13 protein-coding genes and 2 tRNA genes are annotated in these 13,067 nt (G+C 41.0%); 1 reads left to right on the forward strand and 14 read right to left on the reverse strand.

What is annotated here, in order from left to right; translation table 11 throughout:
• Position 1 precedes the first annotated feature (1 nt).
• From ACTS60_RS11635 to ACTS60_RS11670, 8 genes are all read right to left on the reverse strand, one after another.
• Positions 2-1,753, reverse strand: a complete 1,752-nt coding sequence (locus ACTS60_RS11635) for a hypothetical protein (protein WP_440888367.1) — start codon at positions 1,751-1,753, stop codon at positions 2-4.
• 375 nt (positions 1,754-2,128) lie between these two features.
• Positions 2,129-3,088 (reverse strand): hypothetical protein, encoded by a 960-nt coding sequence (locus ACTS60_RS11640; RefSeq protein WP_440888368.1) that lies wholly within the window; start codon positions 3,086-3,088, stop codon positions 2,129-2,131.
• Between the two features lie 113 nt (positions 3,089-3,201).
• Positions 3,202-4,746 carry a GTPase gene (locus ACTS60_RS11645; protein WP_440888369.1) on the reverse strand — a complete coding sequence of 515 codons (1,545 nt, stop codon included), beginning with the start codon at positions 4,744-4,746 and terminating at the stop codon, positions 3,202-3,204.
• Between the two features lie 3 nt (positions 4,747-4,749).
• Positions 4,750-6,441: a dynamin family protein gene (locus ACTS60_RS11650; protein ID WP_440888370.1), complete on the reverse strand. Its 1,692-nt coding sequence runs from the start codon at positions 6,439-6,441 to the stop codon at positions 4,750-4,752.
• A 12-nt stretch (positions 6,442-6,453) separates the two neighbouring features.
• On the reverse strand, positions 6,454-6,873 hold the full coding sequence (locus ACTS60_RS11655) for a hypothetical protein (RefSeq protein ID WP_440888371.1): 420 nt from the start codon (positions 6,871-6,873) through the stop codon (positions 6,454-6,456).
• A 34-nt stretch (positions 6,874-6,907) separates the two neighbouring features.
• Positions 6,908-7,720 (reverse strand): GTPase, encoded by an 813-nt coding sequence (locus ACTS60_RS11660; RefSeq protein WP_440888372.1) that lies wholly within the window; start codon positions 7,718-7,720, stop codon positions 6,908-6,910.
• 1 nt (position 7,721) lies between these two features.
• Positions 7,722-8,006, reverse strand: a complete 285-nt coding sequence (locus ACTS60_RS11665) for a YkgJ family cysteine cluster protein (RefSeq protein WP_440888373.1) — start codon at positions 8,004-8,006, stop codon at positions 7,722-7,724.
• Positions 8,003-8,401: a TerB family tellurite resistance protein gene (locus ACTS60_RS11670; protein ID WP_440888374.1), complete on the reverse strand. Its 399-nt coding sequence runs from the start codon at positions 8,399-8,401 to the stop codon at positions 8,003-8,005. The genes ACTS60_RS11665 and ACTS60_RS11670 overlap by 4 nt, the downstream gene beginning before the upstream one ends.
• Before the next feature lie 849 nt (positions 8,402-9,250).
• Here ACTS60_RS11670 and ACTS60_RS11675 point away from each other — a divergent pair.
• Complete coding sequence (locus tag ACTS60_RS11675) at positions 9,251-9,577, forward strand: hypothetical protein (RefSeq protein WP_440888375.1); 327 nt, start codon at positions 9,251-9,253, stop codon at positions 9,575-9,577.
• Positions 9,578-9,764: 187 nt separating this feature from the next.
• Here ACTS60_RS11675 and ACTS60_RS11680 read toward each other — a convergent pair.
• The 6 genes from ACTS60_RS11680 to maiA all read right to left on the reverse strand — a co-directional run bounded on the left by ACTS60_RS11680 (position 9,765) and on the right by maiA (position 13,050).
• A tRNA-Val gene (locus ACTS60_RS11680) sits at positions 9,765-9,841 on the reverse strand.
• A 46-nt stretch (positions 9,842-9,887) separates the two neighbouring features.
• Positions 9,888-9,964 (reverse strand) — tRNA-Val (locus ACTS60_RS11685).
• Positions 9,965-10,143: 179 nt separating this feature from the next.
• Entirely contained in the window at positions 10,144-10,482 is a 339-nt protein-coding gene (locus tag ACTS60_RS11690; protein WP_440888376.1) for a hypothetical protein, read from the reverse strand.
• A gap of 151 nt (positions 10,483-10,633) precedes the next feature.
• A complete protein-coding gene (locus ACTS60_RS11695) occupies positions 10,634-11,296 on the reverse strand; it encodes a DUF2726 domain-containing protein (RefSeq protein ID WP_010447841.1) in 663 nt (220 codons plus the stop codon).
• A 231-nt stretch (positions 11,297-11,527) separates the two neighbouring features.
• The gene (locus ACTS60_RS11700) at positions 11,528-12,229 is read right to left on the reverse strand and encodes an SDR family NAD(P)-dependent oxidoreductase (protein ID WP_440888377.1); all 702 of its coding nucleotides are present in this window, start codon (positions 12,227-12,229) and stop codon (positions 11,528-11,530) included.
• A 152-nt stretch (positions 12,230-12,381) separates the two neighbouring features.
• On the reverse strand, positions 12,382-13,050 hold the full coding sequence (gene maiA, locus ACTS60_RS11705) for a maleylacetoacetate isomerase (RefSeq protein WP_440888378.1): 669 nt from the start codon (positions 13,048-13,050) through the stop codon (positions 12,382-12,384).
• Positions 13,051-13,067 lie beyond the last annotated feature (17 nt).

The raw sequence follows: 13,067 nt of genomic DNA on the forward strand, positions 1-13,067 counted from the left end.
ATTACACTGCAATTTTACTGTTTACAACATTCGACATTTCACGCGTTAATGCTTGGTAATCGCGGGTAAATTGTTGAGTAATCGTCGCAAGCGCTTCACCCATTTCATTCATGGTTCGGTTGATTTCTTGCTGCATCTGCAGGTCCAATATTTCAACTTGTTTCTCTACCGCACTACCCGTTTGAGCTACGGCCTGAGTAATTTGGTCTTCCAAACTATCAAAGGTCCGGCGCACAGCTTGTGCTTGAATTTGGAACACCTCTTCTAGAGTCGTTTCTAAGCGATCGTGTAGTTTAGAAATAGCAGACGTCGTTTCTGACTGAATTTCTTTCGTGCCATTTAGCAACTCTTGGTTGGCTTCTTTTAGAACATTACCCGTTTCTCGTGCATCGTCTTTAATATCAGCCACTAGTACGCGAAGCTGGCCATTCAACTCAGTAATTGAGTCTTCAAGGTGTTGCCTTATTTGCTCTGTCGTATCGGTTAGATGGCTGGTTACATTGCTTAGACCGCCAGTTGCTGTACCCACTTGCTCTTGAATGTCAGATGATGCCTCAGCTAGCTTTCCGCTTAGTGTTTGTGAACTCTCAATTAACTGTAGCGAAACATTTTCCGCACCACTTTCTAGGTTGGTACGCATGAGTTCAACACTGTGAGTCGCAGTTGAACTGAAGTTATCAATTATATTTTGTGACTCTTGCAGCATTGACTCATAATGTGTCGATGCCGCTTTAACTGATTCACCAATCACAGACATGGTGTTGTCCATCTGCTCACGAATTTGTGGCATTGCTTCTACCGCTTTATCACGAAGATCTTTAAATGCTTCTAAGCGATGCTCAAGCTCCGTCACTTGACCATGTCCTAACTCCATCACTTGGTGAAGTTTTTCCATCGTCGCTGGGATAGCTTCAGCACGTTCATTGATGCTAGCGACTGACTTTTCTGTCGAAGATATTGCATCTACACCTAGCTGATACTTCGTGGCCATGTCTTCTAGTTGGTCTTTATAGTTTTCTTGCCAATCAACGAGTTTCTTCACTGACTCATCTAATCGCTTAAAGTTCTCACCAAACTGCTCTGTCAGTTTGTCATTAAACTCTACGATTACTTCTTTCAGAGCATTAATGACTTGCTCTGTCGCTGATTTAGATAGTAGCTCACCAAACTCATCCATCTTTTCCCAGAGCGTTGCTTGGAACTTTTCTGTCTGAGTAATCTTTAGGTTCTGATAAGCGGTTTGCTCCTTTTGCCCATCATTGATGTCCGTTCGCAGTTTCTTTAGCTGGGAAACTAATGAGGTATCCTCCTCACCTTTGATGGAGGCTAACAACTCATTCGACGATCTTAGCTGTTGGGACATAACCTGGAAGATTTCTTCAGGGCCCACGCCTTTAATTGCATCTTCACCTTTCTGAGGAATGGTCCCTAGAATTGCCTTATAAATAATCGATGCAGCCATACCAACTAGACTGGTTAGAAACGCAGTCTTCAAGCCCGCAAGCAGAGATTCGATACTACCATCGATATCTGTTGGATTGAATTCCATCAAACCTACAACAATGCCTGCAAAAGTACCTAGGATACCCAAAGAGGTAAGGATGTTGGTTGTACTTGCCGTAAATCTGGGTGCTTTTCCTAGAAAAGCCAAAATACTAGAAGCGACAAGTAGCAAAAGGATGGTATAGATGAATGCGTCCGAAATAGATGCAGCACTATAAGAAGCGATGATAGAAGCAAGAAAATCAGTCATTTTTTAGCAAATCAGTTGTATAAGGAGGTGGATTTTTTCGGATTTTACTCACAAAATAAACGGTATTCCATACTTTTTTGTGTTTTTATGACTCGCTTTGTCTGGATGTAAAATGAACAACTTTAAGTTCAACTAGCTCTTTTATTGCTAATTAAATGTTCAAACACATTACAAACGTCAACATAAACTAATATTTTAACCAATGGATACCGTATCAGATTTTAATGCAAAGCGGTGTTACTTAAGTTTAGATTTGAAGTCAGATGATTCTTCAATTCAATCACTACTCTCGATTTATATTTTATGTCATTACAATATAATCAGTTTACTCCTAGCACACGTTGAAAGCCTGTCTAATGTAATGACTCATATTTTCTAAGCGGCCTCTAAGCGTGAAATGATAGTTTCTAGCGGTAAATCTTTCTCTTTTATCATGGCAACCACTTCTACAATGTCTTGCTCGCGGTTCATCGCTAATGCTTGGTTCACATCATCAATCAGCTGCAGCGCCTCTGTTTTCGATAATTGACGTAACAACGAAATACGGTTGTTTGGAGACATAGCCATCAACTCGGAGGCTGAACCACCTTTTTGCTGGTTCTTATTGTTGTTCATATTGACCTCCGGTTGTGGCTGTGCTCCCACCAAACTATTTTTCTTTTTAGGATCCGGTTTGGCAGTACCTTCCAACTTAATGACGTTGTTAGTTAAGGATTCTTTTGCTGCTTTAGATTGAGCACCATTGTTTTGATACTTTGTTTTGCTCTCTAACAATTCTGCGTAATAAGCCAACGTCGGCATCATAAAATCTAAATGCGTTAAGATTTTTGATTCGATCGTCTTCATCTCTTTTGATTTGATGTACACACCTTGCTTACGAGCTTGAAGCGCCAGTGATACTGCGTGTTTGATGGCGGATAGACGATATTCGCCCACTTCATTGAGAGATTTGGTTGCCAATATTTGTTCTTCTTCTTTCGACTTCATCGTGTCGATGCGAGCACGCAATGACTTCACACAAGTTTGGATGAGTCGGTCTTGTGACAATTTAATTGGATTTGGCAATTGCATCTGTGGCGCGATGTGTTGTTTACCTTCGCCTTCTAGCTTACTTGCTTTCACTTCTCGTTTTACTTCGGCCATAAAGTTGTTTATTGATTTGCAATCCGAAGGTGTCGAACCAGTGAAGATAGGCTTTGCTACCCCATCAATTAATACTTTGAGATGGTTAGTCTGTGTTCTTTCGTAAGAAAAGGGGGTATCCGCGCCTAAATAGTCAGACAGAAATTTAATCGCGCGTTTTTGATATTTGCTGAACGTTACTTGTTTACACATAAAAAATACCTCTCAATGAATCGTTTCGTTGAGAGGTATGTTAGTGATGTTTTTCGGTGGATTGAGGTTCGTAAGCTTATGAGTCTAGGGTTAAACGAACTCTGCTTCTTTCCCTAATACCCAATAGCGTTGAGTTTATTCTGAAAGTCCAACACTTGTTGCAAATCTTGCTGAGTTTGATTTTCTTCTGCTGTAATTTTTGCGATTTCATCATCAAGTGCGCGAATCTGAACATTGAGGATTTCGGTAATTACCTGCTCAGAAATATTGCCATACTCACGTTTAACCACTGAGCAGATCTCATCAACCGCCTGATATAAGCTGACAGCTGCTTGCCGCTCATGAGCGTTTTGCTGATCTTGAGCCTTGCCTGCTCTATACACATCCCATAACGCGGTAAGAACCTGAACAATGATTACGCCTTTCCCTGCCCAATTCCCCAGGGTTTTCTCCCATCGACCTTTTAAACCAGGGATCTTGAACGCACGACCTTGAAGCAGCACACTCTTGATATTGTCAGGGGTGGCCATACTGCCAAGCCCTTTAATTGCCTTGTCCAGATACTCAGAATTATTCGAGCTCAAACTTTGCTGTAAGCGATGTGAAACTTCAACGTTTAGTAAGCCATTAACCTCTCCCAAACTGTCGTTGATCCACGCTTCTAGCTTGTCTCCAATTGGGTCAATCAAACGCTGCAACTGGCTATCAAGTTGCGCTTGATCTTGTGTACTCTGTATGCAGCTACTGATATCAGATTTCATCAACATCAATTCATGACTGATCATATTCCTCGCTTCTATTACTAACGAGCGTTGGCGACTTACAAGCATTTGCTTATCTTCTCGGCAACGCATCAATAGCTCGTTATGTTCTGAGGTGGCCTTCGTGGATAGTTGGAGTTGGTTTACCGCTGGCTGATACCAAAGTTCATTAACTGCACTCTTAACTGCTGATAGTTGATTGTCTTGGTTGTCTGTTGATTTTAACCAGTCATTAAACACCTCAATGAACTCACTGTAACCAGAGCGTTCAAGTAACTGAGGGTGATTATCTTTTAAGCGTCCCGTTAATGCCGTTTTCGCATTCATTGGTAACACTTTAATTTGCTGAATGCTTTCATTACTCACGCCATATTCAGAAGCTTTATGACAAAGAATCTGAATGATCTTCTGATAAGCCGTTGCTTTATCTGAATCGTTCGTCAGCTGATGGTTAAGTACAATGAAAATTTTCTTATTCAGCTTCATCATTTCAAATAATCGCTGATAAAGATCCTTTGAATCTTGGTCCCCTTCTCGGATGACAAACAACATAACCTGAGTACGTTTAATCTGCTCAATGGTAGTCTGTTCATGGTCAATGGGAGCGTTGACTCCTGGAGTATCTAATAGTCGATACCCGTTCCAATCATAGTAATCAACCGTGTCAGTGGTCGGAATGTCATTTACGGTTGCTTTTTCATGGCCAATTAGCGCATTGATCAATGTACTTTTGCCTGCGTTATAAGCACCATAAAGCATAACTTGCAGTGTATTATCATCTAGGTTTTCTTTTAACTCAGCATAAACACTGTCAACCTGATTATTCGGATAATTCGGAGCAATCACATGCTTTGATTCGTTAAGGTTTTGAGCTATTTCAATAAACGGATTTCGCATTTTTTACACCTTCAATGCTTGAGTTTTTGAAGCACAGTTTTCTACCGCAACTACTATGGAATCAGCGTATTGCTGCAAGGGCATAAATGATGTTTGCACATCACTAAAGACACGTTCGACCAATTGCGGCAATTGCTGACGTACCGCTGCCGATGTGGTTAGGATAACTTGATCTGGCGATACCCCAACCGCTTCTTTGTGAGTGGAGATTTCGACAAAGATTCGTTCACCGAGTTTATTGCCGCCAAAAGAGCCAATCGCACCACCAATCAAAGCACCAATAGGTCCACCCACCGCAAACCCAGCAGCTGCCCCGCCTAATCCACCAGCACTCGAAGCGATACTCGACGCCCGCCTACCCGTGACCTGTTTAACGTCAATAGTGATATCATCAAAATCACCTAGACTACCACTCGAGAGATCGCCTGACACACGCTGAATATTGTTAACGTAGCTAGATAACTCCTCCGTCAGAGTATTACTAATCTGCTCTTCAATTAACTGATTCAGCTCACGACTTATTGCTTCTTTATCGCGGTTGTTCATGTGCTTATCAACGACTATGGGCACTTCACACAGTACGTTATCAAGAATCTGGCTCGACAGCACATTTTGCTTTTGGCGTAAGTTATACGTTGTTTTTGTTAGTAGTTGCTGCAACGCTTGCACTTGCGGTAAAACATTTTCGTTCAATGAATGCAGTACTTCACCATCCAAGAAGTTAATCATTTGGCGCTTAGCTTTAACCACCTTATATTGGTTAGCTTCGTTCACTATTACTACCAAGCGTTCAAACAGCGTTTGCAAGCCAGCCTCTTGTAATGCGTTCTCAGATGTAGCTGCAAATGTTTTGTACGCATGAACTGATACGGATACCGCTTCTTTCAAATCATCAACACCGCCTAATGCCGAGACTCGACTATGCACATCTTCTTGCTGCAATTGGCGAACTTGGGCTGATTTATTTTCCACTTTCTGGATAAGGTCTTCTGCCTCATCACACCAATCCTCGACTAATACGTCACTTTTCGTGATAACGGGTTGTAATGGTTTTTTCTTTTCAAGCTCAAGCTTTAGATCTTGCAATTCTTGTACTTGCCCTGGGGAACTTGACGGAGTAAGCCATAAAATGGCATCCGCGCTGTCGGTATAGCGACGAGTAAGATCACCGTTTTCATCCACTATCGAGTGAAGGCCCGGTGAATCTAATAGCACCAAGTTTGAGCCAAGCTCTACGCCTTGGATCTGAGCGGTTGTTTCGGTGACACCTTCGGCAAACGCACCCTCAAAATATTTGACTTTACCGTCTTCAAAGCAAAAACGCTTAATTTGTTCAGGAGCAAATAGATTCGTTAAGTAATTACAAAACGAGCTTTTACCCGCATTCACTTTGCCAAATACAAGTAAAATAACACGATCAGCAAACTGCTCGCTGAGCGCTCGCATTGGTGACGCCTCTTCTAATTTTGCATCCCAACTTAGCACGCCTTGATAGATGGAAGACTTTAGTTGTGTCGCCAATTTAAACAATGGATGCTGCTCATTGATCTGCTTGCTACTAAACTGATCTGCTTGGGTAAGCTCTGTAACCAAAGCGGATTTTATTGCAACTAAATCCTGCTCTTTATCCGATATGTATTTGAAGTCTGACTTAAATTTTTCTAACGCAGTAAGAAATGGGTTGCTATTGGTCATTTTTCCATTCTCTTACAAATTGATTAAATCGTTTTCAAGCTGCTTCATTTCTTCTAGCTGCTTACTAATTCGTTCGATTTGCTGTGCCCGTTTTGTCGATTTTTTGCTTTCTTGAAATGCTTGAATTGCCGTGACTTCAAGATTGCTATTTTTTGATGCCGCGACTAATGAATCTGCTGAAATCGACAAGCTATATTTATTAATAAAACGATTGACGTGCGCTCGATTTTGCTCCGCAACCTGTCGTTCACGCTGCTCGAGTTTCGCCTTTGCTAATTTTAATTTACGCTCAGCTTCTGCTCTTTCTCTCTCTCGCTCTAATTCTCGTGAGCCAGAGCTAGCACTCGAACTTGAGTCATCATCAGATAATGCGGCACCGACAACACCAACGACACCTACCACTGCTGCCCCAATTAACCAAGGAATAGCCATAATTAACTCCCACTATTTACATTATTTATCTTGGTCATACCAAGGCTGATGATAATTGTTTTACGTCACGCTTTAACTTGCTTAGTTCACTGCTCTGCTGAGAACGTAGCCCTTTTAACTCCGCATTCAATGCCTCTTTTTGCGCAGAAAAATCCAACAATAATTTAGACTTCAAACGTTTCATTTCTTTCTTGCGTAATCCATCAATCTCGGACACTAAAGTCGCAGTCAGATCAAATAGCGCGTGAATACCGCTCTTTTCGCAGAAAACCGCTTTGTCTTCTTGAAGACCTCGGTTATAGCGATGCGCTGATACAGAAATGATTTGTAGTTCGCGTAGATCAAGACTCGTTAGTAATTGCTGACGAATTTTCTCCTCAACAATAGCTACTTCATCGGCAGACTTTTGATCAATTTGCGTTAAGACTAAAAACATCTTCTTACTGTAATTCTTGTCCTGACGTGCTAATTGTTGGAAAATCTGCATCTCATACTTATCTAGCTCACCCGCTTGTGCTTGGTGAACTAAAAACAAGTAATCAGCCATTTCAAACGCACCTTTAATGGCAGCTTTATCATCTTGTTTATGCACATCGGCATCGAGCCCAGGGGTGTCAATCCAAATAACATGATCTTGTTCAAGCTCTTTGTTCTCAATGGTTTCGCGTTTATCTGTTGCTTTGAAAATCGCTTCGCCCACCATTGCATTTAATAATGTACTTTTGCCGTGATTATATTTCCCAAATACTGCTATACGTGGTTTAGTCGCGTTATTTTTCAAATACAGCAAACGGTTTATATTTTGCTCATCCGCAGGTAAAAACTGCAATAGTTGATGTTTGTCCATCTTATAATTTAACTCTGTAATGACTTGGAAGTTCGGCTTTTGTTTGCATGTGATTGCATATTTCGGCATTTTTAAGATAGTAATCTGTTAATGAAAACTGGTTTTCAAAAAGCTGCTGATACCCTTCATCAATTCGGCACACTAAAGGTCGCTCTTGATATATTGTGCAGCCAACATCAGCATTGAAATACAGGCAAATGCCATCACCATTGTGATAGCTTTTCAACTCAGGCACATGTTGAATTTGTCGGCAACACAAGCCGCAACGGGTGCACGGGTAACTCATAGGTGGATCAATGCTTCACCTTGAGTGAAAAGCGATAAGATATTTTTAGACCATTCACGGTAAACAATCGCCAAGTTTGGATTAAGGCCAAAATGCGCAATCATGTCATCCAATAGTCGCTGCTCTTGCTTAGCAACTTCTCCATCCGCGTAAATAAGCGCCATTAACTCAAGTAACGCAATTTTCTGATGGCTATCACACTCAAACGTATTGAGCACTGAAGCCAGATCAAACCTCGCTTCATCATATTCAATATCGTCCATTTGCATTTCCATGCAGTATTTTGCAATCAAGACTTCTTCTTCCATCGAAAAGTCATTGTCAGAATGCGCAACATGATGAGCAAGAACAAGAAATGCCTGCTTTTCACTCATTGATAAACGGTTTAAAAACATAGTAGTTCCTTTGATAACTAAAAATAATGTTTGCTTTGATATAAATTTAATTGTTATACAACAATTGACATAACAACCAAATGCAAAACTTTAGCACTAGATTCGAATGATCCATATTCGTGAAAATCATCACACTGTGCTCAATTTTGTCGCTTAAAAATCAACCGCTTGATGCTATATTTGTTGTTGACGTGTCTATATGATAAGAATTCAGAACGAGACAATGAGCCTGTGAGCTTACGAAGAGGAGGTTCTAAAACACGAATCTTGTTAGCGTTATAGGAAATATTTTTGCTCTCGGCCTATCATTATAATTAACTATAAGAATACAGTAGCTTTGCTTAAGATGGATTTTATTCCTGTTTCAGCAGCAAGTATCCAGAGCACACAAGAGACGCCCTACCTCAAGCTGGGCTACGCAACTCCAATATGACATTTAAGGACAGGGGTACACTCATTAATTTATATGCGCTTCACAGCCCTATGATTTGCAAAAAAATTGGGGCTAACTGGAGTTGTTACACTACAATATGTTCATCAAGCTATAAATCATGACACGATTGAGCAAGAAGCTGCCATCCCTATCTTTTTTGCTAAAAAGGACTACTCTACTGAGTTCACGCGGCAACTTATTCCGTTTGATCTGACTAACTCGCTTATTACCAAGTGCTTCACCAGTAATATTAGTAAAACCCAGTACTATTTAGACCATTGGTTTGTAGCCGACCCTGATCTCAAAAGTATGTTTCAACCAAAAGAGTGGCTCACCCTCTTCCTCAAACTTGCTCGGTCGATGATTTCGCAAGACTTCTCTCAAGCAGTAAAGTGATATTTAGGAAAGGAGTTACGATGGAATTACCAACAACAGAAACCAATAATACCTTACCGCGTGTTCAGGCACTCTACCGTATTTCTACTACCTTGAATAATATTGAGTACCCAAACGATTTCAGGGGATTTAAACATGTAATTAAGCCGCTTTACCAACTTAAACAATACTTTCCAGAACGATTCGGTCGTGTGTTTACACTTAACCAGAAAGATCTTGAAATATTACATCAAGCTGACTTCGACCCACTTATTCACAATGAAATTGAAGTAATGAGCGTAAAAAACGGTTGGATGAAGGAAAGGACTTTCTATTCTTTGTTACTTAGCTTTGCTAGTGACCAGTGATAAGTGGCAGACTATTTACCATTAATGAATTCTGTGGGCAGCATTAGATCAGTTACCACTTCAGCGATGAAGCGAAATCACTCGCTTACGATGACAGGCTACAGTTAGACAAGAAATATTTAAACGCCAGATACAACAAAGCCCGCTAAGTTAGCGGGCTTTGCGTTTGTTCACGAAGAACTAAATTTGGTGGGTCCGGGCGAACTCGAATCGCCGACCCCTACCATGTCAAGGTAGTACTCTAACCAACTGAGCTACGGACCCAAATTTAATGTTCAGCATACTTTGGTTTTAGTATGACTTTAAGGAGTGGTGGGTCCGGGCGAACTCGAATCGCCGACCCCTACCATGTCAAGGTAGTACTCTAACCAACTGAGCTACGGACCCATTCCTTAAGAACGAGAAGGATATTAGCTATATCCTATGAGGGGTGCAAGTATAAATTCACTAACTTTGAATCGTTTGGTGAAAATCTAAACTCAACGCCCGTTTTCAGACGATTTTATCGTCAAAGCCAGGCTAGACTGGGCTTAAAAGTGTGATCTACTTAACTTTTATGTTTTGGGTTAATTATCATAGGGCACTTCATTGAGCATCCAAATCTGTAGCACTTGGGACACATTTGGGCAGTAGCCAAACAGAATTTGATATTTAGGTTCAAACGGTTCACCAATGTACGTCGTGCGGATCAGTTCGCCAGTTTTAAGGTCAACTTGTGTGCTTACCCGCCCCTTAAAGTTTTGGAAAATCACAAACTGCTCGCTGTGATAAACCATCTGCTCACGATAAAATAAGAAATGGTCTTGCGGTGTGTCTATCAGTTGGCATTCAAGTGGTTTGAGTGACTGCTGAGCATTGCTACTGAATGCAAGTAGCAGAGCTGAAAGAATCCATCCATATCGCATAGTACTTCCCTATTCTTCTTTCTTTATCAAAGTATAGGAGTTCTTGGCGCTACTGCTGTGAAGTACAAGTCTTGTAAACTTATAGAAACGAAAAAGGCTTCGACTAGTGAGCCAAAGCCTCTCTTAAAACAACTATGCTAGCAAACAGAATCTATTCACTTTCTGTATCGAACACCACATTGTAGTTCTCGGTGTAAGTACAGTTAGGTTGACGGCTACAAGTAAAGAATCGTCTCCCTTTAAAATCTCCCTGGCTTGCCGTTCTAATGATCATCGGGCTGCCGCACTTCTTACAAAAACGTATTTCTTTATCAGGCTCAATCAAATCAATATGCGCGGCCAATAAGCGGCGTAAACGGCCGACTTGGTAGCTGTGTTTTACTGACGCACCAATCAAAGGTAAATTCGCCGATTTACATACGTGCATCAATAGCTTTTGGCGTTCAACTTTACCTTTATGCAGCTGCTGACCGTTATCAAGTTCAATAATAACTCGAGGTTCCAGCGTTCTTGGATCACAAATAACATAGTCGAAGTAACTACGTGAGATGCGATTGCTTGCAACGAAAAACTGTTTCTTGTTTTTAATGTCCTTTGGAACAACGACGTTGGACATATTAACTTTGGCAAGTACGACTCCGTGCTCACCGACCGCAGCTCGCAATGCATTGAAAAACGCACTTTCTGGCCCTTTCAATACTGGTCCTTTAGAACGATATGGGTAATCTTTCGTATCATCCTGTTTAACGACATACTTTTGAATAATGAAGAAAAAAACAACTAACAGAACAACAATGATAAAGATGTTGGTCATAGATAAAATGCGCCCAAAACAACTAGTTGCTCAAAGCCTAATGGGAAAACTACACCAGAGCAACAAAACCGATGAATTTTGCGGGAGAAAGCTAACCATCCGTGGCACTTTAGGAGCGAGATGGGTTGAACCACATACTCTGTTTCTGACTCTAACGATTTTGTATTTGGGCCTCATATAACTATTGAACTCATATCTATGACGGTGTTCGACTTCTGCCGCTTAACTAACTTATCTCATTAACACGCCATCGTTGAGATCGATGCAACTTCCGTTAATATAATCAGGACTATGTAAACCTAACCAGCAAATTGTCTTCGCTACCTCTGTCGGATAAGCAAAGCGCCCTGTTAATGTTGATGCTTTTATATGGTCAAGGCGATCTTGGTCAATTGACTCCATCATTGAAGTTATCACTGGTCCACTCGCAATAGCATTAACCGTAATTCCATATGAACCTAGTAATTTAGCAAAGCTTTTCGTTGCATTAAGTAAACCTGATTTAGTTACACCATACCAAACATCTGGGTGTCCTACTTGACCAGCAATAGAAGTGTTATTAATAATACGGCCGTAGCCTTGTTCTTTCATCTTTTTAGCCACTTCAGTCATCAGAATAATAGGCGCTTCAAGGTTCACTTTAAGAGTTAGTTCTCGCATCGTGGCAGGATAATCATCGTATGGTGCCGAAACCATTACTCCAGCATTATTTACTAAAACGTCAATCACGGGTAAGTCTGCTATCAAACTTGGAATTGAGGATAGATTAGTGAGATCAAACTCAATACAGTTAACTCTTTCGTCGTCTAGAAATTCAAAATCATGAAATGTTCTTGCAAGAGCGACTATCTCGTAACTCTCAGCTAAAAATTGTCTACAAATTTCGTTACCAATACCACCCGAAGCACCTGTTATTAAAACCGTTTTATTCATTTGTGAGCCTTAGCTTTGTGACTGACTTATGACTAATTATTGGTCTACTTAACACGCCACATCAAAGATAATTTAGTGAAAAAAAGTAGCCCCCCTAAAGACGGACTAAAAATAACAAAAAACAACTAAATACTGAGATCACTTAAAGTCGCCTAGCCATTGTTGTCAGGTTGATTCTCTGGCATGGCATCAATAAACACGGGCAGTTGATTACACGCTTCTACAATCGACTTGATCACTGGATAAGGCGTCATATCCACGCCAAATCGCAACGCATTGTATACTTGCGGCACTAAGCAAATATCTACAACAGAGGGAGAGTCAGTCACACTGTAGATACAGTTTCCGTGTTGTTGTCGATGCTGGTTTAGCTTCTCTTCTAATGCCATAAAGCCTTGGTTTACCCAATGATGAATCCATTCGATTTTTGTCTCTTGGTCACAAGACAGTTCCCCTTCTAGATACTGCAACACGCGCAAGTTATTAAGAGGGTGAATTTCCATCGCGATATCTTGGGCCATCGCTAATGCTTGATAACGCAGTGGTGATTGCTCAGGAATGAGCGCTACTGATGGGTACCGCTCATCGAGATACTGAATGATGGCAAGAGACTGATTTAGGCGCACATCACCATCCAACAGCACTGGTACAAGTTCAGAAGCATTCAAATCATGGTACTCAGTACTGTGCTGTTCGCCACCATTACGTACTAGATGGACAGATTTAGATTCGTAGTCCAGCTCTTTTAAGTTCAAACAGATACGTACGCGATAAGCTGCTGAAGAACGCCAATAGCCATAGAGGGTGATGTTATCACTCATCGTTACTCTTGCCTCTC

It is taken from the genome of Vibrio sp. WZ-1 (assembly GCF_052037695.1).
GTDB lineage: Bacteria > Pseudomonadota > Gammaproteobacteria > Enterobacterales > Vibrionaceae > Vibrio.

Coding starts and splice junctions, on each gene's coding strand:
- ACTS60_RS11635 (WP_440888367.1), bottom strand. CDS start 1,753: ATGACTGATTTTCTTGCTTCTATCATCGCTTCTTATAGTGCTGCATCT.
- ACTS60_RS11640 (WP_440888368.1), bottom strand. CDS start 3,088: ATGTGTAAACAAGTAACGTTCAGCAAATATCAAAAACGCGCGATTAAA.
- ACTS60_RS11645 (WP_440888369.1), bottom strand. CDS start 4,746: ATGCGAAATCCGTTTATTGAAATAGCTCAAAACCTTAACGAATCAAAG.
- ACTS60_RS11650 (WP_440888370.1), bottom strand. CDS start 6,441: ATGACCAATAGCAACCCATTTCTTACTGCGTTAGAAAAATTTAAGTCA.
- ACTS60_RS11655 (WP_440888371.1), bottom strand. CDS start 6,873: ATGGCTATTCCTTGGTTAATTGGGGCAGCAGTGGTAGGTGTCGTTGGT.
- ACTS60_RS11660 (WP_440888372.1), bottom strand. CDS start 7,720: ATGGACAAACATCAACTATTGCAGTTTTTACCTGCGGATGAGCAAAAT.
- ACTS60_RS11665 (WP_440888373.1), bottom strand. CDS start 8,006: ATGAGTTACCCGTGCACCCGTTGCGGCTTGTGTTGCCGACAAATTCAA.
- ACTS60_RS11670 (WP_440888374.1), bottom strand. CDS start 8,401: ATGTTTTTAAACCGTTTATCAATGAGTGAAAAGCAGGCATTTCTTGTT.
- ACTS60_RS11675 (WP_440888375.1), top strand. CDS start 9,251: ATGGAATTACCAACAACAGAAACCAATAATACCTTACCGCGTGTTCAG.
- ACTS60_RS11690 (WP_440888376.1), bottom strand. CDS start 10,482: ATGCGATATGGATGGATTCTTTCAGCTCTGCTACTTGCATTCAGTAGC.
- ACTS60_RS11695 (WP_010447841.1), bottom strand. CDS start 11,296: ATGACCAACATCTTTATCATTGTTGTTCTGTTAGTTGTTTTTTTCTTC.
- ACTS60_RS11700 (WP_440888377.1), bottom strand. CDS start 12,229: ATGAATAAAACGGTTTTAATAACAGGTGCTTCGGGTGGTATTGGTAAC.
- maiA (WP_440888378.1), bottom strand. CDS start 13,050: ATGAGTGATAACATCACCCTCTATGGCTATTGGCGTTCTTCAGCAGCT.